The sequence below is a fragment of the Arthrobacter sp. 05N33_2 genome (assembly GCF_056397425.1).
The window spans coordinates 681-25,821 of the sequence record NZ_JBFTNJ010000049.1 but is presented as its reverse complement, the minus strand read 5'-3'; the positions used below and the strand labels follow the sequence as shown (position 1 = coordinate 25,821).

The window sequence follows — 25,141 nt, the reverse complement described above, 5'->3', positions numbered from 1 at the left end:
CCCAGACACCCCGCCGGAACACCTACTTCCGCCTGGAGTGACCCCGTGGCCGCCGCGTGACAGACGCCCTGACGGCCGGGTCACCGTGGGGGTCGAACGGCAGCGGCCCGGACGGCCGGGTGGAACAGATACTTCCGCCCCCACCAGTAGCGCCCCGCGGCGCTTACGGCTAGTCCCGCCGACACGTCACCGCCTCCACCGCGCGCAATATCGGCTGCGACTTCGACATGATCCCCGTCGTCCTCGGCGGCGAGGGCCAGGTCCTGGACACCGGCCGAATCTCTCCGCGTCCGGGGGCGAAGCCCACCCAATCACGTAGTAGTTCCGCGCCGGAACCACTGGGCTGGACAACGGGACAGGTCGATAATAAGAGCTCTGGGAGCGGTGGTTATTCCTCAGAGAATCTTGCGCCGAAGACTCACGATTGCAACGCAGTTAGGGCTGCGATAGTTTGTGCCTTGAACGACACAATCATGTGGAACCTGGGACGCCACTGTTAGGTGGCGCTCAAGTGTGGATATGAGCCACGCGCGTACTCTTTCAAGAAGGGTTTCGCTCGATGGCAAGCTGCACCAAGATCACCTACTCCACACCCTGGCACGCGAACCGCGCGCTCAAGGAAATCATCCGGCAGGGCTCGTCATCTGGGGGCAAGTTGCCCGCGAGCATATACCCATGCGGAGGCTGCAAGGGATGGCACCTGACCTCGAAAAGGGCAGCTGGAAAAGCAAAGAAGTGGCAACGCCATTCTTCGTGAAAGTTTCACCAGCGCGCTAATGGGACCCTGCGTACTCGCACAACCACGTGATCCACGAGGACTGTGGACCATCCGGATGCGGACCGACGGCATACCCGGTTCGTCCCCGCCGCACGTCGACCCGGCCGGGCCGGACCGGGCCGGGCCGGGCCTACCGATGATCGCGCCGGCGCGTCATCAAGAGCAAGGGTGATCAGGAGGTCCGGCCGGCGCAACCAGATCAGCCCCGCCGGCCGAGCGGGCGTTAGAGGAACTCGGCCCGGCCTTCCATTGCCGAGGACGCCAGTGCGTGTTCCCGCCGCGGGATCCKSCCGGCCGCTTTCGCCAGCCTTCCGGCGATRACRGCCTGTTTGAAGGCCTCGCCCATGAGCACCGGATTCTGCGCACGGGTCACCGCCGTAGCCAACAGCACGGCGTCGCAGCCGAGTTCCATCGCCAGGGCAGCGTCCGAGGCCGTGCCGATCCCGGCATCCAGCACCACGGGCACGGACGCGCGCGAGACGATCAGCTCGATGTTGTGCGGGTTCAGGATGCCCAGTCCGGTGCCGATCGGGGCGCCCAACGGCATCACGGCCGTCGCGCCGAGGTTTTCGAGCCGGAGGGCAAGCACGGGGTCGTCGTTCGTGTAGGCGAAGACCTTGAAGCCTCGGGCCACGAGCTGTTCGGTTGCGTCCACGAGTTCGACGGCGTCCGGCAGCAGTGTGTGCTCGTCGGCAATGACTTCGAGCTTGACCCAGTCCGTTTCCAGGGCCTCCCGCGCCAGCTCGGCGGTGAGGACGGCGTCCTTGGCGGTGAAGCAGCCTGCCGTGTTGGGCAGTACCCGGATCCGATGGTCCTCGAGCAGCTGGAACAGCGAGCCCGTCTCCGCCGGCGAATAGCGGCGTATCGCCACCGTGGTCAGCTCCGTCCCGGACGCCACCAGCGCCGCCCCGAGCCCGTCCAGGCTCGGCGCACCGCCGGTTCCCATGATGAGGCGGGAGCCGAGCCTTACGCCGTCGACCACGAACGGATCGGCCACCGCACCGGTCATGGGGACGGCCTGTGTTCCTGCGAACGTCGTCTCGTTCATGCTGGTCATCCTCCTTGGACTGCCGTGACAAGTTCGACGTCGTCGCCGTCGGCGAGCGCCGTGGCGTGCCACTGGCTGCGCGGCACCACTTCGGCGTTGCGGGCGACGGCGACACCGAGCTTCCGCCCGTCGGCGGCGCGGCCGTCGGGGCCGATGCTCCGGCCAGTGAGCTGGCTGACGAGTGTGGAGACGGAGGCGCCGTCGGCGACGCTCTGATCCATTCCGTTAAGTCGGATGTTCATGCTGCTTCCTTCTCGGGGCTGTCCCCGGACGTAACCGGGATGCGGGAAAAACGGTCGGGGCGGAACCCGGCCCAGCGCGGGTCCGGCGTGAAATCCATGAGTTGCCGGCACACGGCGGCAGCGGCGGGGGTCAGCAGGACGCCGTGCCGGAAGAATCCTGTGGCGATAATGAGTCCCGGGACGTCGCCGCCGTCCGCTTGTGCGACCCGCCCCAGCAGCGGGGCATTGTCCGGGGTTCCGGGCCGCGCCCGCGCCGTGGCTTCCAAAAGCTCCAGCTCGGCGACCGCAGGCACCAGCTGCTGGGCATCCCGCAGCAGCTGGTAAATGCCGCCGGCGGAAACCGCGTGCGGATCCGACGGCCCATCCTCCCGCTGGGTGGCCCCGATCACCACGGTGCCGTCCTGGCGGGGGACGATGTACACCGGGATGCCGCGCACCATGCCCCGCACGGTGGCCGTGAGCAGCGGTTGCAGATGCGGAGGCACGCGGAGCCGGAGGATGTCGCCGTAGACGGGCCGCAGCGGCAGCGCCAGCCCGGCCGGTAGCTCCTCGAGCGCGGCGGCGCCGAGCCCGTTGGCGACCACGGTCTCGGCAGCCCGCACGGTACCGCCGCCGGCCAACCGCACACCCGCCACCTGTCCGTCCTGCCACAGCAGGCCTGCCGCGCGCCGCCGGACGAAGCTGCCGCCTTCCGCACCGAGCACGCCGGCGAGCCGGGTGATCAGCAGGCGGGGGTCCACCTGGTGGTCGGCCGGGATGTCGAAGGCACACGAGATGCCGGGACTCAGGAGGGGCTCCCGGGTGCGCGCCTCGCGCACTGTCAGTGGCTCCACGGCCAGGCCGCATGCCTTCTGGACTTCCCTCAAGTCCGCGAGCGCGCGCCGGTCCGCCGCGTCGGCCCCCACCGCCAGGGTCGGCGTCGTTAAGTAGCCGGTACCCGCCGGGGAATCCGCGCCGGCGGCACCGGCGTCGAGAGCCGCAGCGAATCCTGGCCACAACCGGGAGGCCTCGAGCATCAGTCCCAGGAGCTGTTCCTCCTGGTAGTGCAGTTCACTCACGGGGGCCAGCATGCCGGCCGCGGCCCAGCTGGCTCCGCTGCCGGGAGCATCATCGATCAGGACCACGGATCGGCCCGAGCGGATGGCCTCGAACGCGATGCCATAGCCGATCACCCCGCCGCCGATCACGGCTACGTCGGCAGTCGTATCCCCCGCGATGATTCCCTCTGCGGTACCGGGCCCCGTGTCACAAACCTGGGCGTCGGCGTCATTTGCGGCTCCGGCCGCACGGCCTGCTCGTGTGCCCATGAAGAATTCCTTCCCTACGCCGGTACTAGCCGGATCAGGTCAAGCGGTCGGCTCTGACGCCCTCTCAGCCGGGCAGCGGCGACATGGCTGCTGCGGGCTCCCGCGGTATGCGCCCAGTTTAGAGGAACTAGGCTGGTCCCATGAGCCAGGACCCCCTCCACACCACCGCCCGCCTCTATCTCTGCACCGACGCCCGCAGGGACCGCGGCGACTTCGAGGACTTCGTGGACGCCGCCTTCGCCGGCGGCGTGGACATCATCCAGTTGCGCGACAAGTCGCTCGAGGCCTCCGAGGAGCTGGAACTGCTGGAGGTCCTGCACACCGCAGCGCAGCGCCACGGGCGGCTGTGGGCCGTCAATGACCGGGCGGACATCGCATCCCTGTCCGGGGCTCCGGTGTTCCATGTCGGCCAGAAGGACATTTCGCTCGACGCCGCCCGCGGCTTTCTCGGCAAGGACGCCGTGATCGGCCTGTCCACCCACAGCCCGAAGCAGGTGGACGCCGCCATCGCTGCCGCGCCAGGCCGCAAAGGGCTCGATTATTTCTGTGTGGGACCCGTGTGGGCGACGCCCACCAAGCCCGGACGCGCCGCCGTCGGCCTCGATCTGGTGCGCTACGCCGCCCAGGCGATCGGCGGGGCGGACGCGGAGGGAACAAGCAAGGTCAACGAAAGCGCGCTGCCGTGGTTCGCGATCGGCGGGATCGACTTCAGTAACGTGGAGCAGGTAGTCGATGCCGGTGCCCGGCGGATCGTCGTGGTCCGGGCGATCACCGACGCCACTGATCCGGCCCACGCCGCCGGAGCCTTGCTGGCGGCGCTGGACGCCGCCGCATCCTAAGCAGGTCCCCAGCCAGTGATGCCGGCCGGCACTGAAACTATCCGGCGAGACCCAGCTCCGTCATCCGGCGCGCGTGGTTCGCTGCAAGTTCGGCCGCCAGGCCATTGACCAGCGCCCGGGCGCCGGCGTCGTCCAGCCCCGACAGTCCGCCGAGGAACGCGTGCTCAGCGCTGACACGCTGGGCGTGGTTCAGTACTTCCCCCAGCAGACGCCTGGCCCACAACGCCAGGCGCGACGCCAGCCGGGGGTCATCGGCCAGGGCCGCCTTGATGCGCGCCTGCAGCACGGCCGTGGACTCACCGGTGGAGCGGACCTGCCCGATCAACTCACGGGTCGCGGCGTCGACGTACCGGCCCACGACGCCGTAAAAGTCCGCGGCGACCGTGTCGATCACGTAGGCCTTCATGAGGGCCTCGTACCAGTCCGACGGGCGCGTGCGTTCGTGGAAGTGGTCCACCGAGGGCTGGAACGGCAGCATGGCGGCCTCCGTATCCAGGCCCATGTGTTCGAGGCGGATTCGGACGAGTTCGTAATGCTGGAACTCGACCACCGCCATCCTGCCCAGCAACGCACGGTCATGCAGCGTGGGCGAATACCGGGCACTCGAGGACAGCCGCTCGAAGGCGGAAAGCTCGCCGTACGCCAAGACTCCCAGCAGGTCGGCAAGGAAGCTGTTGTAGAGGGCAGGATCGTCCGCAGTTGCGCTCATCATCCAAGACTAATAGCGGAAATCGGGCTACCCTGATTTTCGTGTCACATCATCGCCTGACCCCCAGTGTCCACGAGCAGCAGAACCAGCTTGCCGGGGCACTCAAGGCGTTGCGCACCACGCTGGAACTGCCCGGCCCGTTCCCCGAGGGTGTGCTGCGCGACGCGGAGGCGGCGGTGGCCGAGCACAAGCTCCCGGACCTTGACCTCACGCACGTCGAGTTCGTGACTATCGATCCGGCATCGTCCACCGACCTGGACCAGGCCCTGTTTATCGAACGGAGCAACGGCGGTTACAAGGTCTTCTACGCCATCGCCGACGTCCCCTCCTTTGTCGCCCCGGGCGGGGCGCTGGACGCCGAGACCCGACGCCGCGGCCAGACCTTCTACACCCCGGACGGCCGGATTCCGCTGCATCCGGAGATTATCAGCGAGGCCGCCGGCAGTCTGCTCGCCGGGCAGCTGTGCGCGGCGTTCGTCTGGGAGTTCGAGCTCGACGCCGCGGCAGAGGTCGCCTCGGTCCTCGTGCGCCGGGCACAGGTCCGCAGCCGCGCGAAGCTCAACTACAAAGGCGTCCAGGCCGAGCTCGACGCCGGCACCGCGGCGCCCGTGCTGCAGCTGCTGAAAGAAGTAGGCCTCAAACGGGTGGAACTGGAACGACTGCGCGGCGGCGCGAGCCTGAACATGCCGGAACAGGAGATCCAGCAACTGCCCGACGGCGGCTACCGGATCGTAGCGGCCCCGCCGCTGCCGGTGGAGGACTGGAACGCCCAGATTTCACTCATGACCGGGATGGCCGCCGCGGCGCTCATGCTCCACGGCAAAGTCGGTATCCTGCGCACCATGCCCGCCCCGGACGAGGCATCACTGCGCCACTTCCACCGGCAGACCCACGCCCTCGGCAAGCCCTGGGACGGGGAAATGCGCTACGGCGAGTACCTGCGGACCCTTGACCCGACGGACCCCCGGCAGCTGGCCATTGTGCATTCGGCCGGGATGCTCTTCCGCGGTGCCGGATACACACCCTTCGACGGCACAGTGCCCAACGCCGCCGTCCAGTCCGCCATCGGCGCCGCCTACGCCCATTCCACGGCACCGCTGCGGCGGCTGGTCGACCGCTTCGTGCTGGTAATCTGCGAGGCCCTGAGCAACGGCACCGAAGTTCCTGCCTGGGCCCGGGAGGCGCTGTCGTCCCTCCCCGCCATCATGGGCACCTCGGACCAGCTGGCCGCGAAACTGGAGCGGCTGTCGCTGGACACCGTTGAGGCGGCCCTGCTCGTCAACCACGTCGGCCAGGAATTCGACGCTGTCGTCATCTCCGGTCCCAAGCCGGCCAAGGGCACCAACGGCACCAGCAACGGCAACGGCGGGAAGACCAACGGCAACGGAAACGGCCCGTCCGGGATCGTCCAGATCGCCGAGCCCGCCGTGACCGCACGATGCCCCGGCGAGCTGGAACCGGGCACCAAAGTCCGGGTCCGGGTGGTGTCCTCGGACATCGCCACGCGGGAAATCCAGTTGGAGCTCGTGGGCTGACGGCCCCCTATCGGTCCGTTGACGGCCCGCTGGCCGTCCTCACGCCGTCCCCACGCCGTCGCCAGCCAGCGCTGCCGGCCGCCCTCCCGGTCACCTCCCGAGGCGTGATCACCCGCCCAGTCGAGGATCCACGCCTTGTACAGCTAGACTGAAGAGGTAGAAATGGATGCCCGGTCGTTGATTTCCATGATTTTCGAATTCAACAAGCCCGCCCCTACGCGATCTTGAGATACACCCGCTGGTCCCCAGTGCCAGCATTTAGATAGCCCGCGATCGGCTTCCACTGGAATTGCTTGCGCGCCTGAGCGTGCTCCGGAACGGCCACCACGGCCGGCCCCGTTGAGCAAGCAGCGCAGCCCAAAATGAATAAGGAAACTCCCCTGTGAGTGAATTGCACACGCACCAGCTTCTGACCGATGAGTCCGGCACGGAGACCATCGAGCCCGAAGAGACCATCATCTCGGACGAAAAGCCGCACGAGATTGCCGAGAAGACCTTTGCCGACTTCAATGTCCGTGCCGACATCGTGGAGTCCCTGGCCGACGCCGGCATCACCCACCCCTTCCCGATCCAAGCCATGACCCTGCCGGTCGCACTGGCAGGGCATGACATCATCGGCCAGGCCAAGACCGGTACTGGCAAGACCCTCGGCTTCGGCATCCCGGCGCTGCAGCGCGTCGTCGGCCGCGACGACGCCGGCTTCGACAAACTGGCCGTTCCCGGCGCCCCGCAGGCCCTGGTGATCGTGCCCACCCGCGAGCTGGCCGTCCAGGTAGCCAAAGACCTCGAAAACGCCGCCAAGAAGCGCAACGCCCGCATCGCCACCATCTACGGTGGCCGCGCTTACGAGCCGCAGGTCGAGGCGCTGCAGAACGGCGTCGAGGTTGTCGTCGGTACCCCCGGCCGCCTGATCGACCTCTTCAAGCAGAAGCACCTGAGCCTGAAGAACGTCAAGATCGTTATCCTCGACGAAGCCGACGAGATGCTGGACCTCGGGTTCCTGCCGGACGTCGAGACCCTGATCGCCGGCACGCCCGCGGTCCGCCAGACGCTCCTGTTCTCCGCCACCATGCCCGGCCCGGTCATCGCCATGGCCCGCCGCTACATGACCCAGCCGACACACATCCGCGCCGCGGACCCGGACGACGAGGGCCTGACCAAGCGCGATATCCGCCAGCTGATCTACCGTGCCCACAGCATGGACAAGGTGGAAGTGGTGGCCCGCATCCTGCAGGCCCGCGGACGCGGCCGGACCATCATCTTCACCAAGACCAAGCGCACCGCCGCGAAGGTGGCCGAGGAACTGGTGGACCGCGGTTTTGCTGCGGCCGCCATCCACGGTGACCTCGGGCAGGGCGCCCGCGAACAGGCGCTGCGCGCCTTCCGCAACAACAAGGTGGACGTCCTCGTTGCCACCGACGTCGCCGCCCGCGGCATCGACGTCGACGACGTCACCCACGTGATCAACTACCAGTGCGTCGAAGACGAGAAGATCTACCTGCACCGCGTGGGCCGCACCGGCCGTGCCGGCAACAAGGRCACCGCCGTGACGTTTGTCGACTGGGACGACATGCCGCGCTGGGGGCTCATCAACAAGGCCCTCGGCCTGAGCTACCCSGAGCCCGTGGAAACCTACTCSTCSTCGCCSCACCTGTTCGAGGAACTCGACATCCCCGCAGGCACCAAGGGCCGGCTGCCGCGCGACAAGCGTGTGCTGGCCGGGGTCGACGCGGAGGTCCTCGAAGACCTCGGCGAGACCGGCAAGAAGAACTCGCGCACCAGCGCAAAGGACGGCGCAAAGGACGGCAGCCGCACGAGCAGCCGTGACGGCGCCCGTGAAGGCAGCCGCACGAGCAGCCGTGACGGTGCCCGCGAGGGCAGCCGGACCGGCGGACGTGACTCGCGCCGCAGCGGCACCGAAGCCGGCGGACGCTCCGGCGACCGCCGTCGCCGTCCCGCCGAGGCCGATGCCGCCACGGCGTCCACTGCGAACGGACAGGGACCGGAAGCTGCTGCCGCCGCGCCGGCGAAGGCCCCCACCGAGGTGGACCGGGCGACCCGTGCCCGGCGCYGGACCCGCACCCGCCGCCGCAACGGCGAGGTAGTGGCCGGCGGCGACGCACAGCCGAGCGGCGCCGAGGCCTAATCCCCTCCATGACTGACACCGTCTGGGCGCCGGACGGCAGCAACCTGGTGGTTCACGCGGACAACGCGGAATACCTCCCCACGCTGCCGGACGGCGCCTTCACACTGATTTACGTGGACCCGCCCTTCAACACCGGCCGGGTCCAGCGGCGCCAGGAAACCAGGATGGTGCTCAACGCCGGCGGCGAGGGTGACCGCGTCGGGTTCAAGGGCCGGTCCTACGACACCATCAAGGGCGCGCTGCACAAGTACGACGACGCGTTCAGCGACTACTGGTCCTTCCTCGAGCCCCGGCTCGTGGAGGCCTGGCGGCTCCTGGCCGACGACGGCACCCTGTACCTGCACCTGGACTACCGCGAGGTGCACTACGCAAAGGTCATGCTGGACGCGATCTTCGGCCGCGAATGCTTCCTGAACGAGATCATCTGGGCGTACGACTACGGTGCACGGGCCAAGTACCGCTGGCCCACCAAGCACGACAACATCCTCGTCTACGTCAAGAACCCGGCGAAGTACCACTTCGACAGCGCCGAGGTGGACCGTGAGCCCTACATGGCGCCCGGACTGGTGACCCCCGCCAAGCGCGAGCTCGGCAAGCTGCCCACGGACGTGTGGTGGCACACGATCGTTTCGCCGACCGGCAAGGAGAAAACCGGCTACCCGACGCAGAAGCCGGAGGGGCTGATCCGCCGCGTGGTTGCGGCCTCGAGCCGGCCGGGCGACTGGTGCCTGGACTTCTTCGCAGGTTCCGGCACGCTCGGGTCCGTGGCCGCGAAACTCGACCGCAGGTTCGTGTGCGTGGACCAGAACCAGCCGGCCATCGACGTGATGGCCAAACGCCTGGCCGCGCAGGCGCAGTTCACGTCTTTCCCGACCCTCTGACCCGCCGCCCTCACCACGCCCCGCCGTTCCCGCCCGTTGCGCTATCACTTGTGGCGGCTATTCGGGTCCTGGGGGCCTCATAGGGACGCTAAGTGATAGCTCAACACGGGTCCAGGGTCTCAGCGGACTGGGTCTCAGCGCACCACGGACGAGCCCGTGCCCAGTTCCTCGATCCGGGCAAAGACTTCTGCGGAGGTCAGATTCTCGCCCAGCAGGTTCGGCTTTCCCGCGCCGTGGTAATCGGAGGACCCTGTGATCAGCAGGCCATAGCGTTCGGCGATGCGGCGCAGGAATGTCCGGCCCTCCTCGGGGTTGTCCCGGTGGTAGATTTCCAGGCCGGCCAGGCCGGCGTCGATCATCTCCCGGTAGGTCCCCTCCCCCACGATCCGGCCGCGGGCGGATGCCACTGGGTGGGCGAACACCGGGACGCCCCCGGCTGCACGGACCAGTTCGACGGCGAGGGCCGGCTCCGGCGCATAGTGCTGGACCCAGTAGCGCGAGCGTGCTGTGAGGATGGAACCAAAAGCCTCGGCCCGGTCTTCCACCACACCGGCCGCGACGAGCGCGTCGGCAATGTGGGGGCGGCCCAGGGTGGCCCCCGGCGCGACGTGGTGAATCACGTCGTCCCATGTCAGCGGGTAGTCCTCCGACAAAAGGGTGACCATCTTCTGCGCCCTCGTGTGCCGGGCGTCCTTGGACTTGGTGATTTCCTCAAGCAGTCCGGGATGCGCGGGGTCGTGGAGGTAGCTGAGCATGTGAACGCTGATGCCTTCCGCGGTGCGGCAGGAGATCTCCATCCCCGGGACCAGCGCGACCCCGGCTTTCCGGGCGGCGACGGCGGCCTCCGCCCACCCGGCAGTGGAATCGTGATCGGTCAGGGCGACGACGTCGAGGCCCGCGGCGGCGGCGGACTCCATGACGCCGGCCGGCGCCTGGGTGCCGTCGGAAACGTTGGAGTGCGCATGCAGGTCGATCCTCACCTCACCAGCCTAGTAGATGGCAGGATCCAAAGCCTCGGCCCCTTCGTGCCGGGGCCCTGCAGCGGCCCTGCACCGCGAGCGCGCCGTTGGCCTAAGCCGCGGCGCTGGTGAGACTATGGGACGGTGAACGATGCAGATAACACCCTAGTCTCCGCTTCCCAGCCCCTCGAAGAGCGCGTCAACAACCGCTCGCAGCGGCCCAGCTCCGACGCCTTCAAGGCCTTCATGGCCAGCAACTGGGCGCCGGCCTCGCAACAGCTCCCCGAGCGGGATGCCGTCGCGGGCCACGCCGCAGGCCGGCGCCGCTCCATCTCAGGCCAGTTCAAAGGTGAACGCCTGGTCATCCCCGCCGGCCCGCTGAAGGTCCGCTCGAACGACTGCGACTACCGCTTCCGGCCGCACTCCGCCTTCGCGCACCTCACCGGCCTCGGCCTGGACCACGAACCTGATGCGGTCCTGATCCTGGAACCGGTCGCGGAGGGCACCGGCGACGACGGCGGAAACCACCACGCCACGCTGTACTTCCGCCCGTTGGCCGGCCGCGACACCGAGCAGTTCTACGCCGATTCCCGCTCCGGGGAGTTCTGGATCGGCGCACGCCCGACCCTGGCCGAGTTCAAGGCCAAGCTGGGACTGGACACGGCCGACATCGCCGAACTCGAACTGGCCATCACCAAGAATGTCGGTGCGCCGGAGATCGGCGGAATCTCCATCAGGCTGGTCCGCAAGGTTGACGAGAACATTGATGCCCTCGTCGACACTGCCCGCTACAACACGGCCAAGGACCCCGACAACCTCGACCTGAGTGTGCTCGACGCCCTGGACGAGAAACTCACAGAGGCCCTCTCGGAACTGCGCCTGCTCAAGGACGAGTGGGAAATCGAACAGATGAAGATCGCCGTCGCCGCCACCGTGGCCGGCTTCACGGAGGTGGTCAAGGCGATCCCGCGGGCGCTGACCCACCACCGCGGCGAGCGCGTCGTGGAAGGGGCGTTCTTCGCCCGGGCCCGCGAGGAAGGCAACGAGCTCGGTTACGACACCATCGCCGCCTCCGGCAACAACGCCACCGTGCTGCACTGGACCCGGAACACCGGCAAGATCAACGCCGGCGAACTGCTGCTCCTGGACGCCGGAGTCGAGGCCGACTCCCTCTACACCGCGGACATCACCCGCACCCTGCCGGCCAACGGCAAGTTCTCCGAGGTCCAGCGCAAGGTCTACGAGGCAGTGCTCGACGCCGCCGACGCCGGCTTTGCCGCTGCCCAGCCGGGCACGAAGTTCCGGGACATCCACACCGCGGCCACCACGGTGCTGGCCGAGCGGCTCGCCGARTGGGGCCTSCTGCCCGTSTCCGTSGAGGAAGCCRTSAGCRCCGARGGCCAGCAGCACCGCCGKTGGATGCCGCACGGYACCAGCCACCACCTYGGCCTCGACGTCCACGACTGCGCCCAGGCGAAGCGGGAACTCTACCTCGACGGCGTGCTCACGCCCGGCATGGTGTTCACGATCGAACCCGGCCTGTACTTCAAGAACGAGGACATCGGCATCCCCGAGGAATACCGCGGCATCGGCGTCCGGATCGAGGACGACATTCTCATGACGGCCGAGGGCCCGGTCAACCTCAGCGCCGCACTGCCGCGCAAGGCCGACGACGTCGAGTCCTGGATGGCGGGCATCTACCTGGAAGCGGACGGCCAGACGCCGTAGGTCAGCCAGGCAGTAAACAACAAGCAAAAAGGGAGCGTCCCGGCACCGGGACGCTCCCTTTTTGCTGCTATTTGCTGCTATTTGCTGCTGTTTCCTGCCTGAATCAGTGCTGCTGGCCGTCCTGGCCTGCCGCGGGCTTCTCGCTGTCCGTGACCCTGACCCCGTACTGCGGGCGGCCGTCCGGGAGATCCGGATAGCTCACCCCAGAAACCCGGCCGGCCGGGCGGGCCGCCGCCTCCTCAGCTGGGGCCGGTGCCGTCGGTGCGGGGCCTGCGGGGCCCTCCTGCTGGGGTGCACCGCCCTGGTACTGTCCGGCGGGGTCTGCGCCGGTCTCCGGCGTTCTCTGGCCGTACGGGTCGTTCCAGCCCGCGGGGCGCTGCGGCGCATGACTCTGCTGTCCCGGCTGCTGCGGGCCCGGCTGCTGCGGTGGCTGATGACGGTAGTCGTGCTGCGCGAAACCGCCGGCCGCGGCACCGGACGCGTCATGCGCCGTCATGGGCAGCTGGTGGAGCAGGCGCCGCGCTTCGCCGGCGGCCTCGAAGGAGACCACGACGTCGTAATTGGTCGCCACCACCTGGCTGGTTGAGGTGAAGTCACGCTTGCCGCGCTGCATGGCGTAGGTGACGATGCCAAACAGCATGAAGAACGCTGCACCCATCAGCACTGACGTCACAATCGAGAAATAACCGGGGGTTGTGGAGAAGAACGACAGCATGACGCCGACGAACAGGCCGAACCACATGCCGCTGAGGGCGCCGGAGAGGGCGACGCGGGGGTAGGTAAGCCGGCCGGTCACCCGCTCGACCATCTTCAGGTCATTGCCCACGATCGACACCATCTGCACGGGGAACTGCTGGTCAGCCAGGTAGTCCACCGCCTTCTGGGCATCCAGGTAGGAGTTGTAGGAACCGACAACGTCGCCTCTCGGGACGGTGCGTGCCTCGTCCGAGCCGTTGGGGGCACCGGCCCTGGGAGCACCAAAAATGTTTGACATATGCCCATTCTCACCCATCGGGCTGGTGTGCGGCTGGAAATTCAGCTAAAAGAGAGCAGACTCGGTAGCCTGTAGGGGTGAGCACGAATCTTTCGCGAGTGTTTGTCGCGCGCCTCCTCGGACTGGACGTCTTCGACCCATTGGGTGACCGTCTGGGTCGGCTGCGCGACGTCGTGGTGCTCTCCCGCGGAACCAGGGGCGCCCCGCACGTGGTGGGCATCGTCGTCGAGGTCCCCGGCAAGAAGCGCGTCTTCGTGCCGATGACCCGGATTACGTCCATAGACCAGACCCAGGTCATCTGCACCGGGCTGGTCAATCTTCGCCGTTTCGAACAGCGCGGCGCGGAAACCCTCGTGGTGGCCGAAATGTTCGACCGCCGGGTGACCCTTGCGGACGGCAGCGGCGACGCAACCATCGAGGACATCGCCATGGACCGGCACCGCTCCGGCGACTGGTTCGTCRGCAAGCTCTTCGTCCGCCGCGGCCACTCCCTCTCGCCCCTGAGCCGGCTGCGCCGCAATGAAACCCTCATCATCGACTGGGCCGATGCCCGGCAAGGCGCCAAGACCGAGCCCCAGGCCGCCACCCAGTTCGTGGCCACGCACGAGGACCTCAAGCCCGCCGACTTCGCCGAGGCCCTGCAGGAAATGAGCGACAAGCGCCGCTTCGAGGTTGCGAGCGAACTCCAGGACGAACGGCTCGCGGACGTCCTGCAGGAGATGCGCGAAGGTGACCAGGTGGAGATCCTCTCCGCCCTGGACGTCAACCGCGCCGCCGACGTCCTCGAGGAGATGGATCCGGACGACGCCGCCGACCTCCTGGCCGAACTCCCCAGCGCCCAGGCTGAAGAACTCCTGCAGTTGATGGAACCCGAAGGCGCCGAAGACGTCCGCCGCCTGCTCGAATACGACGAGGACACCGCCGGCGGGCTCATGACGCCCGTGCCGGTGATCCTGCCCCCGGAGGCAACCGTCGCCGAGGCACTCGCGCACGTACGCCGGGAGGAACTCTCCCCCGCCCTGGCGTCGTCGATCTTCGTCGCCCGACCCCCGTTGGAGACGCCGACGGGACGATTCCTCGGTGTCGTCCATATCCAGCAGCTCTTGCGCTTTCCGCCGCCGGAGCCGCTGGGCAATCTGGTGGACAAAAGCCTGGAGCCGGTCTCCGACCAGGCCCACATCAGCGAGGTCGCCCGCGCGCTGGCAACGTACAACCTCAACTCGCTTCCAGTTGTCAACGATGACGGACGGCTTGTGGGGGCGGTGACTGTTGACGACGTGCTTGATCATCTGTTGCCGGACGACTGGCGCGCCCACGAGGACGATGCCCCGATAAGAAAGCTTGGAGGCCGCATTGGCTGATCCCACAGCACCACGGACCTCCAATGTCCGCCCTGGCGGCAGGACCACCGGCGGCCTCGACACGCCRCTAAGCGGCCGGCAGCGTATCCTGCCCAACTTCCGTCCCGACCCGGACGCCTTCGGCCATGCCACGGAAGGCTTCGCCCGTTTCATGGGCACCCCCGCGTTCCTGATGTACATGACGGTGTTCTGCTTGTTCTGGCTGGGCTGGAACACGTGGGCGCCGGAGGAATGGCAGTTCGATTCACGGGCGCTGGGCTTCACGCTGCTGACCCTCATGCTGTCCCTGCAGGCCTCCTACGCGGCGCCCCTGCTGCTGCTGGCCCAGAACCGCCAGGACGACCGCGACAAGGTCTCGCTGCAGCAGGACCGCCAGCGGGCCGAGCGCAATCTCTCCGACACTGAATACCTGACCCGGGAACTTGCGTCCCTGCGCATCGCGCTGCGCGAGGTCGCCACCCGCGATTACGTCCGCGCCGAGCTCCGCAGCCTGCTGGAGGACATGCTGGAGGCCCAGGAGGAACTGCGCACCCACGATCCTTCCGCCGGCGCCCACGAGACCCCGCGGGAAAAGGTCAAGGAGAAGATGAAGGAGCGGCGCGACAAGCAGCGCAGCCCCCGGACCCAGCAAATCCCCCGGGTAAAAGCCGGCGGCAAGCGCGATGACCCGGCGAGGGACCGTGCGCAGGGCTCTTCGCAGGACCCGACAGGGAACCCTTCGGGGAAACTGCCGAACCCGTCGGCGAACCACTCCGGGGCCGCGGCCGATCCCACCCGCCAGCCCGCACACCGCACCATCCCCGAAAGCTGAGCATCGCCCGCATGAGCACCCCGCTGGAACAGGCAGTGCACGGCGCACTTGCCACCGTGATCGACCCTGAGCTCCGCCGCCCCATCACCGAGCTCGGCATGGTGGAGTCCGTTGAGATCGGCGACGGCGGCCGCGTGCGGATCGCGGTGCTGCTGACCATCGCGGGCTGCCCGCTGCGCGGAACCATCACGGCGGACACCGAGGCTGCCCTGTCCGCCGTCCCGGGCGTCACCGGCGTGGACGTGGACCTCAAAGTCATGACGCAGGTCCAGCGCGACGCCCTCAAGGAGCAGTTGCGGGGCGCCGGCGCCCAGCGCGGCATCCCGTTCAACGCGCCGGGCTCGCTGACCAAGGTGTACGCCGTCGCCAGCGGCAAGGGCGGCGTGGGCAAGTCCTCGGTCACGGTCAACCTGGCGTGCGCCCTGGCCGCCCAGGGGCTCCGTGTGGGGATCGTGGACGCGGATGTGTACGGTTTCTCCGTTCCGGCGCTGATGGGCATCACACAGGCCCCCACGCGGGTGGACGACATGATCCTGCCGCCCGTGGCCTACGGGGTCAAGGTCATCTCCATCGGCATGTTCGTCACCGGGAACCAGCCCGTGGCGTGGCGGGGCCCGATGCTGCACCGGGCGCTGGAGCAGTTCCTCACCGACGTCTACTTCGGCGACCTCGACGCCCTCTTCCTGGACCTGCCCCCCGGCACCGGCGACATCGCGATCTCCGTCGCCCAGCTGCTGCCCAAGGCGCAGATCCTCGTCGTGACCACCCCGCAGGCGGCCGCCGCGGATGTTGCCGAGCGGGCGGGTGCGATCGCCACCCAGACGGGCCAGACCGTGGCCGGCGTCGTGGAAAACATGTCCTACCTTGAAATGTCCGACGGCGGCAGGATGGAACTGTTCGGCAGCGGCGGCGGCGCCGTGCTCGCCGGGCGCCTCTCGGCCACCGTGGGTGAGGACGTGCCGCTGTTGGGCCAGATTCCGCTCGAAGTCCTGCTGCGTGAGGGTGGGGATTCCGGAGTGCCGCTGGTGCTGGGCCGTCCGGAGACGCCTGCGGCCGTGGCCTTGACGGGGATCGCCGGCAGGCTGGCGTCGGTTCCCCGCGGCCTCAAGGGCATGCCGCTGGGTCTGCAGCCCCGCTGACAGCGCCCGGCCGCATCCCTGCGCAGGCACTGCGGCAGGCCCGCCGCGGGAAGTCCTAGGTCGCCTCTGAGTCGAAGGGGGCCGGTTCGCCCTCGGGCAGCCGCTCGAGCACCCGCTCGGGGCGGTGCGCGGCCACAGCAGTCGCGGCAGCGGCCGTGGAGACCGTTGCCGGTGCCCCGGCGCTCATCGGCTTGGTGTCATCGTCAAGGAGCGCTTCCTTGATGATCCGGCGGGGATCGTACTGGCGCGGATCGTACTTCTTCCAGTCGACCTCATCGATGTCGATGCCGACTTCTTCCTTGATCTGTTCCCGCGCACCCGACGCCATCCGTCGCACTTCCTTGACAATATTGGCAAGTTTTTGGGTGTATTCGGGCAGCCTGCTGGGACCAATCACCAGAAGGCCGATGATCAGCAGAAGTAAGAACTCCGGTCCATTGATTCCAAGCACTTTAGGAAGGTTACCCTCTCGCTCGGGCTGGCGACGATTCCGCGAAGTCCGTATGCCGGCCATGTCCGGCCCGTCCCTGCCTCACGGTGCCAGGTGCTCCAGGATTCGGCTCAATCCACGCTCGATCCGTTCCGGAATTCCGTTGTGCGAGGCCGGCACGGGAGTGCCACTGCTGACCCGGGTCAGCGCGGCAACGCCGTCGTCCGCCTGCTCGGCCGGCAGGTCCGAAATGTACGTGTATGTCGCCGCCGACGTCTGGTAGATGGCCCGGTAGGGCGGGGCGGGGTTGACCCAAAGAAAGCCATACCCGGGTTCGGGGGCGGCCGACGGCGTGCCGGCCTTGGCCGGGATAAAGCCGTCAGCCACGGCGGCGTGTCCGGTCAGCACGTTGATGGGCGAATCTTCGGCCCGTGCGGGTGCGGGGGGCGCCGCGGGCGCCCGCGTCGAAGCGTGCTGCTCAAGGACCGTGGCGAAGTGCCGGCCATCCGTGAGGCGAAGTTCCAGGACCTCGTCCCCGGAGATGACGCCGGCACGGGCCCAGATGAGGTGGAATCCGAGCTCGCGCAGCTCCGGACATGTCCACCCCTGCGACCGGAACGCAGCAAGCTCACCGGTGTTCAGCGTCCCGGCAGGGGTGAAGTCGGGCTCGCCGCCGAGGCCGAACGCAACACGGGGCCCGGTTCCCTCAGCGCCGGGGACGCCGGATCCGCTGGCGTCGAACAGCTCCGTTGCACCGAGCGGCTCACCGCTGCCGGGCAGCCCGGGGGCATCCGGGTGGGCGAGGGTGGCAGTCCCTGCGCCCTCGGCGGGGACCGCGTCGTCGCCTCCCATGACGTACGCGGTGCCGGTCATGAGGGCCAAAGCGGCGACGGCTCCGCCGACAGCAAGCACCGGCAGGCGCGGGCCGCGGCGACGGGCGCCGTGTGGACCCGCGGCGGCGGCGCGACCGGCGACCGGTCCCGCCGTCCCTGGCCGACCCGGCACGGGGTGTCCTGCCGGGAACCGGTCCGAGGGCCACGGACGATGGCCGGCCCCGGCGGCGTCCGCCGCGCCCGGCCGCTCCGCTGCATCCAATACGTCCGCTGTGTCCGCCGGGCCGGGGCGTTCCGCCATGGCCCGTTCCGGAGCTGAAGGTGCCGAAGGTGTAGGAGCCGTAGGTGCCGGAGCTGTAGCTGCAGGCACCGCAGCTTCCGGGGCTGTTTGTTCCCGCTCCGCTTCGGCTGTCCGTTCAGCCGCCGCCCGTTCCGCGGCCAGCTGACCGGTCCGTGCCAGGAGCCGTGCAGTCAGGTCCTCACTGGCCTCGGGCACGGCGGCGCCGCGGAGCTTCTCGAGGTACTGGCGTTCGCGCTGTTGCCGGGCGCGGCATTCGGCACACGATTCCACGTGGTCGTGGCGGCCGGCGGCCCATTTCCGGGTAGCCCCGGGCCCGCCCCAGAACCTGCAGCCTGGTGCTCCCAGCAGCCGTCTCAGCAGACCCATTGACCGGTTCAGAGGAGGCCGGCGATGCGCGGCATCTTGAGCCGCGGCTTGAGGGACTGCTTGGCCGGCTGCGCCGGGCGCGGGTCGCGGTGCGCGAGCTTTTCACGGAGCATTGTCCGGCCGCGGTGAATCCGGGACCGGACGGTCCCGAGTTTGATGTCCAGCGCGGCGGCGACTTCGTCGTAGGAGAGCCCTTCGAGGTCGCACAGCACGACGGCGGCGCGGAAGTCGGGCGGAAGTTCCTCGAGCGCTGCCTGGACATCGACGTCGAGGTTGTTGAATTCGAAGCTTTGCTCCGGCCCGGGCTCCCGGCCCGGCAGCCGCGACTCGGCGTCGTCGGCCAACGCATCAAAGCGGATCCGGCTCTTGCGCCGGGCCTGGTCCAGGAACAGGTTGGTGGTGATCCGGTGCAGCCAGCCATCGAGCGTGCCGGGCTTGAAGTTCTCGAGCGAACGGAAGACCCGCACGAACACCTCCTGGGTGAGGTCCTCGGCGTCGTACTTGTTTCCGGTCAGACGGTACGCAAGGCGGTAGACCTTGGCGGAGTGGTTCGTCACCACTTCCTCCCAGGTCGGCCGGACCCATTCGGCTTCCGCCGCGGTCCGGGACTGGCCGGTTGAATCTGTTGCCTCTGTTGCCGGGACAGGTGCCAGAATCGACATCGTCCACTCCCCTCGTGGATGGTACCTACGCCTGAATTGTGCCTGCTTGCACAGGTTCCTGCACCCTTCATTCGACGCCGATCACCACGCGGATGAGCGGATACCCATCATTTCAAAATAAGCTGGGAATTTCCTGATCCACCGCGGTCTTCCGCCGAAGGCAGAACGACCCCCTCCGGCCGGGGCCACGGTGCTGCCGCTTCCGCGTCCCGTCCCGCCGGACACAGTACGCTGTAGGGAACACTCCCCTGCCGCCCAGAAAGCGATATCCCATGAGCGCCGATAAGTCCACGAGCTGGTCCTATGCAGAAGATCTGCCTGCCGAGGATGAGGTCCTGTTGCACGCGCGCGAACGGTCCTTCGAGCTTGGCGTGACCCCGATCGGCCCCGGCGTGGGCGCCGTGCTGACGGTGCTGGCGGCGGCGTCCAAGGCACAGACCGCCGTGGAGATCGGCACCGGCGCAGGCGTGTCCGGCGTGTGCATCCTGCGCGGGCTGGGTCCGCAGGCTGTCCTGACCACTATCGACGTCGACGTCGAACACCTCAAGGCAGCGCGCGAAGCGTTCCAGGAGGCCGGCAGCCCCGCCAACCGCACCCGCACCATTTCGGGCCGGGCCGGGGATGTCCTGCCCCGGCTTACGGACGGCGCCTATGATCTCGTCTTCATTGACGCGGACAAACCGAACTACCCCAGTTACGTCGAACAGGCCGTGCGGCTRCTCAAATCCGGCGGGCTGCTGATCGTCAACGATGCCCTCGACAAGGACCGGGTCGCGAACCCGGCCGCCCGGGAAGCCACCACCGTGGTGTTGCGCCAGATCGGCAAGTCCATCCGCGACGACGACCGTCTCGCTTCCGCCATGCTGCCCACCGGAGACGGCCTGCTGATCGCGGTGAAGAAGTAGCCGCCAGGATTCACTAGCCCGGGTGCAGGGGCGGGCGCTGACAGCAAAGGGCGGGGTCCGCAGCCTGGTGGCCGGGACCCCGCCCTGTTGCGAAGCTCTTGGCGTGAYGCTATTCGGTGACGCCGACGAGGCATTCCTTGAGGTTCGTCGCCTCCGCGGCATTGAGTTCGACTACAAGCCGCCCCCCGCCTTCGAGCGGAACACGCATGATCAGGCTTCGTCCCTCTTTCGTCACTTCCATAGGGCCGTCGCCGGTGCGTGGTTTCATTGCCGCCATAAGGAATATCCCCTCCATTAGTCCCTGACATACCAGCCCGGCCGGGCTGCGTCCGCTTGGCCAATCAAGCCGTCCGGCAGCGCTCCAGGAGGCTGCCGTGACCGGCAAACTCACAAATAAACCGCTTACAAACTGTGTGCTTCTTGTCCTTGCTTATCCTCTATTATCGCGTAACAATGCGCCCGTAGCTAATCGTTGGACTTTCCAGCGCGTCCCGCCAGGCCGGGCCGGCACCGCGAAATGGTGCTGTGCGTCACGGCGGGTAGTCCCCTCCGCCCGGCAGTTGCGCCCACGCCCACAGCCACACAATCCAGACGATCTGCAGCAGCACGAACATGACCACCACGGTGCCGCGGTAGGCGCGGGAACGCGAGAGAAGGGCGGCGCTGAGGGCGAGCGGGAACAGCGGCAGCAGCATCCTGAACGTGCTGGTCTGGGGGTGCAGGAAGACCAGCAGGTAGCCCATATAGCAGCAGCACCAGAGCCTCAGCTCGGTGCCCAGGGCGACGACCGGCCGGGACAGCATCAGCAGCGTGAACGCGGCAACGAACACGAAGGGAGCCAGCACGCCGAAGGTCGGCCCGAACAGCATGATGCCGGCGTCGAACCATGGCTTGAACGGCACCAGGTCTTCGCCGCGCCATGCGGTTTCGGTCTTGGTGTAGGCGCCCGGATCGCCGGTCGCGGCCCAGGCGATGGCCGGCCACAGCAGGGCACCGATGCCGCTGACGGCGGTGAGCCCGCCCAGTGACCACAGCTCGGCGTTGCCGGGGAGGGCGACGCCGTCCCGGCGCTGCACTGTGACGCCCTGTGTCGCGGGGCTCTGGTTCGCGGGGTGTTGTGCCGTGGCGTGTTGTGCCGTGGGATGCTGCACAGTGCGGGTCTGCTCAGCACGGGTTTGCGCAGTACGGGTTTGCGCAGTGAGGCGCTGCCAGAGACGGTAGAGCAGCAACAGGCCCATCATCGCCGCAAATGGAACCCCGGTAGGCCGGGAAAGGCACATCAGGACCACAACGGGCATGGCCCACAGGTACCGGCGCTCCATGACAAGCAGCAGCGCGGCGCCGAGGAGCAGCAGGTTGAGGGATTCGGCGTAGGGCACCTGCAGCACCGGCGCCACCGGGAAAGCCGCCAGGAACACGGTCCCCCAGAGCGCCGTGCGGTGCGTGGCCCGGTGCCGGAAAATTCTGTACGCCACGAGGGCTGCACCCACACCGGAGACCAGGGCGATGGCCGTCAGGGACCACGCCGGGCCCGTGCCTGTCAGCCCGGACACCACCCGGCCCAGCACGGGAAACAGGGGGTAGAAGGCCCACGTGTTTTCCTGGACGGTGCCGGCGTCGTCGGTCGGCAGAAGCGCCGGATACCCCGCCTGCAGCGCTTGGGCGTACCAGCGGGCATCCCAGATGTTGATGAAGTTCCAATAGTCGGGCTTGGCGGGAAACCACGGATTCACGCCCTGGTGCAGGGCGGCGGCCATGAAGATGCAGGCGCTGACCAGCCTGGCGGCGATGTAAAGTCCGGCCACCTGCGCCCACCAGGGCCACCGCGCCATCCCGGCGCCCGCGGCGGCGATGCGGCTCCACAGGGCCGCGTTCAACCCCTGGGGCTTCCGGGCCTCAGGCGCCGCGACGGTCTTCGGGTCTTCCACGCGGCTCACGGACGCTGTTCGGTCGGCGGACGGAGGCGCTCCAGTTCCTCCCCGAGTGCCTCGATCTCCTGGTCCTTGGCGGTGATCTGCTCCCGCAGATCATCCAGGACCTGATCCACCTGGTCCATCCGGTAGCCGCGGAGTCCGACGGCGAAGCGCAGACGGTCAATGTCCGCCGCGGCCGCGCGCTCGGGCAACAGGACCGGCGGCAGGGATGCGACCGGCTCGTCGAAACCGTCGTCAAAGGAACCGCCCGCACCACCGTCCCGGCGGCGACGGAAGATTTTCGGTGCCAGGCCGGTGCCCAGGAGGACGGCGACGCCGATCAGCACAATCGCCAGGAAAACCAGGAAGAGACTCACTAGACCATCGTGCCAGAAGCCGGACGCCGGAGCGCTCAGGCGGACGGATCAGCCCCGCGTTCCCTTGATGTTTGCCGTGCCGGTCCCGTTGGTGGAGCCGCCGTTCGGGTTCCGGTGGCGGGCGGCGCCTTCCACGACCAGTTCGACGGCCCGCGCGGGGTCGTCCACCACCTGCACGAGGTCCAGGTCCTCGGCCGAGACCATTCCCTCCGCGACGAGCGTGTCCCGGACCCACTCGAGCAGGGGGCTCCAGAACGCGGTTCCCACCAGGACGATCGGGAAGGAAGTGACCTTGCGGGTTTGGACCAGGACCATGGCTTCGAAGAGCTCATCCAGGGTGCCGAGGCCGCCGGGGAGCACGATGAAGCCCTGGGCGTACTTGACGAACATGGTCTTGCGGGCGAAGAAGTACCGGAAGTTGATGCCCAGGTCCACCCACTGGTTCATGCCCTGTTCGAAGGGCAGTTCGATTCCGAGCCCCACGGAGACGCCGTTGCCCTGCACGGCGCCCATGTTGGCGGCCTCCATCGAGCCGGGGCCGCCGCCCGTAATCACGGCCAGTCCGGCCTCGGCCAGCCGGCGTCCGACCTCGACGCCGAGCTCGTAGTACGGGCTCCCCGGCACGGTGCGGGCGGAACCGAAGACGCTGACTGCCGGACCGAGATCGGCCAGCGCGCCGAATCCTTCCACGAACTCGCTTTGGATCCGCAGCACGCGCCAGGGGTCGGTGTGGACGAACTGTCCCGGCCCTTTGGTGTCCAGCAAGGTCTGGTCGGACATCGTGACCTTGGCGGCCTTGCGGCGCAGCTCAAGCGGACCCTTGTGGCGGATCCCGTTGGGCGCCGGTGTGCTCCGGGCCTCCCTTGCCGGCTTTCCGCCGGGATTCTGTTCCGGGTTCTGTTCGGGGTTTTGCTTGGGGCCGTGCTGCGGATCGGTACTCATGCCCATAGGCTAGCGCGGAACTCGACCGCCGCCGCGTCGGCGCGTCGGCGCCGCACGGCCGCAGCCGCCTGCCGAGGCCGTATGCCGAGGTCAACGGCGAATGTCCGACGCAGTCCAGCAAGGGGCCTGACGTGCAGGTATCTCTTGAATCACGATCTGCACCAAAATGAGTGATTGCCGTCATATCTGGTCAATCTTCGCTAGATTCGTACTATGACTACTCAAGTGCCCGGCGATGCCCTCGTCTCCCTGAAGGCCGTGAACAAGCATTACGGCCAGCTGCACGTCCTGAAGGACATCAACCTGAACGTCCGCAAGGGTGAAGTTGTTGTTGTCATCGGCCCCTCGGGTTCCGGCAAGTCGACGCTCTGCCGCGCCATCAACCGCCTCGAGACCATCGACGACGGCGACATCAAGATCGATGGCAAGGAACTGCCCGAGGAGGGCAAGGAACTGGCCAAGCTGCGCGCCGACGTCGGCATGGTCTTCCAGTCGTTCAATCTGTTCGCCCACAAGACCATTCTGGAAAACGTCACCCTCGGCCCCATCAAGGTCAAGGGCGTTGCCAAGTCCGAGGCCGACAAGGACGCCATGGCCCTCCTGGAGCGGGTCGGCGTCGGGCATCAGGCCCCCAAACTTCCGGCCCAGCTCTCCGGCGGCCAACAGCAGCGCGTTGCCATCGCCCGTGCCCTGGCCATGAAGCCCAAGGTGATGCTCTTCGATGAGCCCACCTCTGCCCTCGACCCGGAAATGATCAACGAGGTCCTGGACGTCATGGTCCAGCTCGCCAAAGAAGGCATGACGATGATCGTGGTCACCCACGAGATGGGCTTCGCCCGCAAGGCGGCCGACCGCGTCGTGTTCATGGCCGACGGCCAGATCGTTGAGGACGCGACCCCCGAGGAATTCTTCAACAACCCCAAGAGCAGCCGGGCCAAGGATTTCCTGTCCAAGCTGCTGACACACTGACCGACTACGTTTTCGCACCCTGGCTGCCGGACGGCGGCCGCCCAATGAAAGGAATGTCATGATGGCATTTTTGACCCGAAGGAAATCCCTTCTGGTTGCCGCTTCCGCAGCACTGGCACTCAGCCTGAGCGCCTGTGGCGGCAGCTCCTCCACGACCACCAACCCGCCCGTAGCCGAGAAGCCGAGCTTTCCTGCCGATTCCACCATGGCCAAGCTTTCCTCCGCGGGCAAGATCACCATCGGCACCAAGTTCGACCAGCCGCTCTTCGGCCAGAAGGGCCTCGACGGCAAGCCCGTAGGCTTCGACGTCGAAATCGGCAAGCTGATGGCTGCCAAGCTGGGCATTCCCGCCGACAAGATCGAGTGGGTCGAAACTGTCTCCGCCAACCGCGAGCAGTTCCTCAAGCAGGGCAAGGTGGACATGATCGTCGCCACCTACACCATCAATGACAAGCGCAAGGCCGAAGTCGACTTCGCCGGACCGTACTACGAGGCCGGACAGGCGCTCATGGTGAACAAGGACAACAACTCCATCACCAAGCCCGAAGACGTCAAGGGCAAGAACGTCTGCTCCGTGACCGGCTCCACGCCAGCCTCGACGATCGTGGAGAAGTACGGAGCCGTCCTGGTTCCGGCCGCGACCTACTCAGCCTGCCTGGAACCGCTGCGGAACCACCAGGTTGAAGCCGTCACCACCGACAACGTCATCCTGGCCGGTTTCGTGTCCAAGGAACCGGACGCCTTCAAGCTGGCATCGGATCAGACCTTCACCAAGGAGCCCTACGGCATCGGCCTGAAGAAGGACGACACCGCCTTCCGCACGTGGGTCAATGACCAGCTGGAGGCCTCCGACAAGGACGGGTCCTACAAGAAGGCCTGGGAAGACACGGCCGGCACCGTCATCAAGACCACGCCCGCGCTTCCCACGATCGACCGCTACTAACCGGCTGTGGCGGCTGCCGGGCC

General features: G+C 67.7%; 24 protein-coding genes and 1 riboswitch. Of the genes, 11 read left to right on the top strand and 13 right to left on the bottom strand.

Going from position 1 to position 25,141, the window contains the following annotated elements; all coding sequences use genetic code 11:
- Positions 1-1,001 precede the first annotated feature (1,001 nt).
- The 3 genes from AC1DHX_RS15940 to thiO form a co-directional block, all read right to left on the bottom strand.
- A complete protein-coding gene (locus AC1DHX_RS15940; protein ID WP_476900231.1) occupies positions 1,002-1,826 on the bottom strand; it encodes a thiazole synthase in 825 nt (274 codons plus the stop codon).
- A gap of 5 nt (positions 1,827-1,831) precedes the next feature.
- Entirely contained in the window at positions 1,832-2,068 is a 237-nt protein-coding gene (gene thiS, locus AC1DHX_RS15935) for a sulfur carrier protein ThiS (RefSeq protein WP_476858916.1), read from the bottom strand.
- A complete protein-coding gene (gene thiO / locus AC1DHX_RS15930; RefSeq protein WP_476858917.1) occupies positions 2,065-3,375 on the bottom strand; it encodes a glycine oxidase ThiO in 1,311 nt (436 codons plus the stop codon). The genes thiS and thiO overlap by 4 nt, the downstream gene beginning before the upstream one ends.
- Positions 3,369-3,489, bottom strand: a riboswitch (TPP riboswitch). It overlaps the preceding gene by 7 nt.
- Before the next feature lie 26 nt (positions 3,490-3,515).
- Here thiO and thiE point away from each other — a divergent pair.
- Positions 3,516-4,214 (top strand): thiamine phosphate synthase, encoded by a 699-nt coding sequence (gene thiE / locus AC1DHX_RS15925; RefSeq protein WP_476858918.1) that lies wholly within the window; start codon positions 3,516-3,518, stop codon positions 4,212-4,214.
- A gap of 37 nt (positions 4,215-4,251) precedes the next feature.
- On the opposite strand, the gene AC1DHX_RS15920 is transcribed toward thiE, so the two are convergent.
- A complete protein-coding gene (locus tag AC1DHX_RS15920; protein WP_230008586.1) occupies positions 4,252-4,926 on the bottom strand; it encodes a ferritin-like fold-containing protein in 675 nt (224 codons plus the stop codon).
- A 38-nt stretch (positions 4,927-4,964) separates the two neighbouring features.
- Between AC1DHX_RS15920 and AC1DHX_RS15915 the strand changes: the two genes are divergently transcribed.
- From AC1DHX_RS15915 to AC1DHX_RS15905, 3 genes are all read left to right on the top strand, one after another.
- Positions 4,965-6,458, top strand: a complete 1,494-nt coding sequence (locus AC1DHX_RS15915; RefSeq protein WP_476858919.1) for an RNB domain-containing ribonuclease — start codon at positions 4,965-4,967, stop codon at positions 6,456-6,458.
- A 382-nt stretch (positions 6,459-6,840) separates the two neighbouring features.
- A complete protein-coding gene (locus tag AC1DHX_RS15910; RefSeq protein ID WP_476900230.1) occupies positions 6,841-8,604 on the top strand; it encodes a DEAD/DEAH box helicase in 1,764 nt (587 codons plus the stop codon).
- 8 nt (positions 8,605-8,612) lie between these two features.
- Complete coding sequence (locus AC1DHX_RS15905) at positions 8,613-9,485, top strand: DNA-methyltransferase (RefSeq protein WP_223913905.1); 873 nt, start codon at positions 8,613-8,615, stop codon at positions 9,483-9,485.
- Positions 9,486-9,619: 134 nt separating this feature from the next.
- Here AC1DHX_RS15905 and AC1DHX_RS15900 read toward each other — a convergent pair whose 3' ends face one another.
- A complete protein-coding gene (locus AC1DHX_RS15900; RefSeq protein WP_476858920.1) occupies positions 9,620-10,465 on the bottom strand; it encodes a PHP domain-containing protein in 846 nt (281 codons plus the stop codon).
- A 123-nt stretch (positions 10,466-10,588) separates the two neighbouring features.
- Here AC1DHX_RS15900 and AC1DHX_RS15895 point away from each other — a divergent pair, with 123 nt between their 5' ends.
- Positions 10,589-12,172 carry an aminopeptidase P family protein gene (locus tag AC1DHX_RS15895; protein ID WP_476900229.1) on the top strand — a complete coding sequence of 528 codons (1,584 nt, stop codon included), beginning with the start codon at positions 10,589-10,591 and terminating at the stop codon, positions 12,170-12,172.
- 103 nt (positions 12,173-12,275) lie between these two features.
- Here AC1DHX_RS15895 and AC1DHX_RS15890 read toward each other — a convergent pair whose 3' ends face one another.
- Positions 12,276-13,166: a YflT domain-containing protein gene (locus AC1DHX_RS15890; RefSeq protein WP_476855772.1), complete on the bottom strand. Its 891-nt coding sequence runs from the start codon at positions 13,164-13,166 to the stop codon at positions 12,276-12,278.
- 77 nt (positions 13,167-13,243) lie between these two features.
- On the opposite strand from AC1DHX_RS15890, the gene AC1DHX_RS15885 reads away from it, so the two are divergent.
- The 3 genes from AC1DHX_RS15885 to AC1DHX_RS15875 are packed head-to-tail and all read left to right on the top strand — an operon-like array spanning position 13,244 to position 16,477.
- A complete protein-coding gene (locus AC1DHX_RS15885; protein ID WP_476900228.1) occupies positions 13,244-14,527 on the top strand; it encodes a magnesium transporter MgtE N-terminal domain-containing protein in 1,284 nt (427 codons plus the stop codon).
- Positions 14,508-15,338: a DUF1003 domain-containing protein gene (locus AC1DHX_RS15880; RefSeq protein WP_476850356.1), complete on the top strand. Its 831-nt coding sequence runs from the start codon at positions 14,508-14,510 to the stop codon at positions 15,336-15,338. The genes AC1DHX_RS15885 and AC1DHX_RS15880 overlap by 20 nt, the downstream gene beginning before the upstream one ends.
- Before the next feature lie 11 nt (positions 15,339-15,349).
- Positions 15,350-16,477, top strand: coding sequence for an Mrp/NBP35 family ATP-binding protein (locus AC1DHX_RS15875; protein WP_476858922.1), 1,128 nt, complete (start codon positions 15,350-15,352; stop codon positions 16,475-16,477).
- Between the two features lie 55 nt (positions 16,478-16,532).
- On the opposite strand, the gene AC1DHX_RS15870 is transcribed toward AC1DHX_RS15875, so the two are convergent.
- The 3 genes from AC1DHX_RS15870 to sigE all read right to left on the bottom strand — a co-directional run bounded on the left by AC1DHX_RS15870 (position 16,533) and on the right by sigE (position 19,069).
- Entirely contained in the window at positions 16,533-16,928 is a 396-nt protein-coding gene (locus tag AC1DHX_RS15870) for a twin-arginine translocase TatA/TatE family subunit (protein ID WP_230008673.1), read from the bottom strand.
- Between the two features lie 81 nt (positions 16,929-17,009).
- Positions 17,010-18,407, bottom strand: coding sequence for a hypothetical protein (locus AC1DHX_RS15865; RefSeq protein WP_476858923.1), 1,398 nt, complete (start codon positions 18,405-18,407; stop codon positions 17,010-17,012).
- Between the two features lie 8 nt (positions 18,408-18,415).
- Positions 18,416-19,069 (bottom strand): RNA polymerase sigma factor SigE, encoded by a 654-nt coding sequence (gene sigE / locus AC1DHX_RS15860; protein WP_079550334.1) that lies wholly within the window; start codon positions 19,067-19,069, stop codon positions 18,416-18,418.
- Between the two features lie 272 nt (positions 19,070-19,341).
- Between sigE and AC1DHX_RS15855 the strand changes: the two genes are divergently transcribed.
- Complete coding sequence (locus AC1DHX_RS15855; protein ID WP_018773821.1) at positions 19,342-19,974, top strand: O-methyltransferase; 633 nt, start codon at positions 19,342-19,344, stop codon at positions 19,972-19,974.
- Between the two features lie 109 nt (positions 19,975-20,083).
- Here AC1DHX_RS15855 and AC1DHX_RS15850 read toward each other — a convergent pair whose 3' ends face one another.
- The 4 genes from AC1DHX_RS15850 to AC1DHX_RS15835 all read right to left on the bottom strand — a co-directional run bounded on the left by AC1DHX_RS15850 (position 20,084) and on the right by AC1DHX_RS15835 (position 23,206).
- Positions 20,084-20,251 (bottom strand): DUF3117 domain-containing protein, encoded by a 168-nt coding sequence (locus AC1DHX_RS15850; protein ID WP_079550332.1) that lies wholly within the window; start codon positions 20,249-20,251, stop codon positions 20,084-20,086.
- 253 nt (positions 20,252-20,504) lie between these two features.
- Positions 20,505-21,911, bottom strand: coding sequence for a hypothetical protein (locus AC1DHX_RS15845; protein ID WP_476858924.1), 1,407 nt, complete (start codon positions 21,909-21,911; stop codon positions 20,505-20,507).
- Positions 21,908-22,264 (bottom strand): DivIVA domain-containing protein, encoded by a 357-nt coding sequence (locus AC1DHX_RS15840; RefSeq protein ID WP_476855767.1) that lies wholly within the window; start codon positions 22,262-22,264, stop codon positions 21,908-21,910. The genes AC1DHX_RS15845 and AC1DHX_RS15840 overlap by 4 nt, the downstream gene beginning before the upstream one ends.
- Positions 22,265-22,312: 48 nt before the next feature.
- On the bottom strand, positions 22,313-23,206 hold the full coding sequence (locus tag AC1DHX_RS15835) for an LOG family protein (RefSeq protein WP_476855766.1): 894 nt from the start codon (positions 23,204-23,206) through the stop codon (positions 22,313-22,315).
- A gap of 213 nt (positions 23,207-23,419) precedes the next feature.
- Here AC1DHX_RS15835 and AC1DHX_RS15830 point away from each other — a divergent pair, with 213 nt between their 5' ends.
- Together AC1DHX_RS15830 and AC1DHX_RS15825 are read left to right on the top strand one after the other, a co-directional pair.
- A complete protein-coding gene (locus tag AC1DHX_RS15830; protein ID WP_028275678.1) occupies positions 23,420-24,175 on the top strand; it encodes an amino acid ABC transporter ATP-binding protein in 756 nt (251 codons plus the stop codon).
- Between the two features lie 58 nt (positions 24,176-24,233).
- A complete protein-coding gene (locus AC1DHX_RS15825) occupies positions 24,234-25,118 on the top strand; it encodes a glutamate ABC transporter substrate-binding protein (protein WP_243180934.1) in 885 nt (294 codons plus the stop codon).
- The last annotated feature ends 23 nt before the right edge of the window (positions 25,119-25,141 follow it).

Bases quoted from the DNA above. Each gene is read 5' to 3' on its own strand.
- thiS (WP_476858916.1), bottom strand. From the start codon at position 2,068: ATGAACATCCGACTTAACGGAATGGATCAGAGCGTCGCCGACGGCGCC.
- thiO (WP_476858917.1), bottom strand. From the start codon at position 3,375: ATGGGCACACGAGCAGGCCGTGCGGCCGGAGCCGCAAATGACGCCGAC.
- thiE (WP_476858918.1), top strand. From the start codon at position 3,516: ATGAGCCAGGACCCCCTCCACACCACCGCCCGCCTCTATCTCTGCACC.
- AC1DHX_RS15920 (WP_230008586.1), bottom strand. From the start codon at position 4,926: ATGATGAGCGCAACTGCGGACGATCCTGCCCTCTACAACAGCTTCCTT.
- AC1DHX_RS15905 (WP_223913905.1), top strand. From the start codon at position 8,613: ATGACTGACACCGTCTGGGCGCCGGACGGCAGCAACCTGGTGGTTCAC.
- AC1DHX_RS15890 (WP_476855772.1), bottom strand. From the start codon at position 13,166: ATGTCAAACATTTTTGGTGCTCCCAGGGCCGGTGCCCCCAACGGCTCG.
- AC1DHX_RS15875 (WP_476858922.1), top strand. From the start codon at position 15,350: ATGAGCACCCCGCTGGAACAGGCAGTGCACGGCGCACTTGCCACCGTG.
- AC1DHX_RS15865 (WP_476858923.1), bottom strand. From the start codon at position 18,407: ATGGGTCTGCTGAGACGGCTGCTGGGAGCACCAGGCTGCAGGTTCTGG.
- sigE (WP_079550334.1), bottom strand. From the start codon at position 19,069: ATGTCGATTCTGGCACCTGTCCCGGCAACAGAGGCAACAGATTCAACC.
- AC1DHX_RS15850 (WP_079550332.1), bottom strand. From the start codon at position 20,251: ATGGCGGCAATGAAACCACGCACCGGCGACGGCCCTATGGAAGTGACG.
- AC1DHX_RS15835 (WP_476855766.1), bottom strand. From the start codon at position 23,206: ATGAGTACCGATCCGCAGCACGGCCCCAAGCAAAACCCCGAACAGAAC.
- AC1DHX_RS15830 (WP_028275678.1), top strand. From the start codon at position 23,420: ATGACTACTCAAGTGCCCGGCGATGCCCTCGTCTCCCTGAAGGCCGTG.
- AC1DHX_RS15825 (WP_243180934.1), top strand. From the start codon at position 24,234: ATGATGGCATTTTTGACCCGAAGGAAATCCCTTCTGGTTGCCGCTTCC.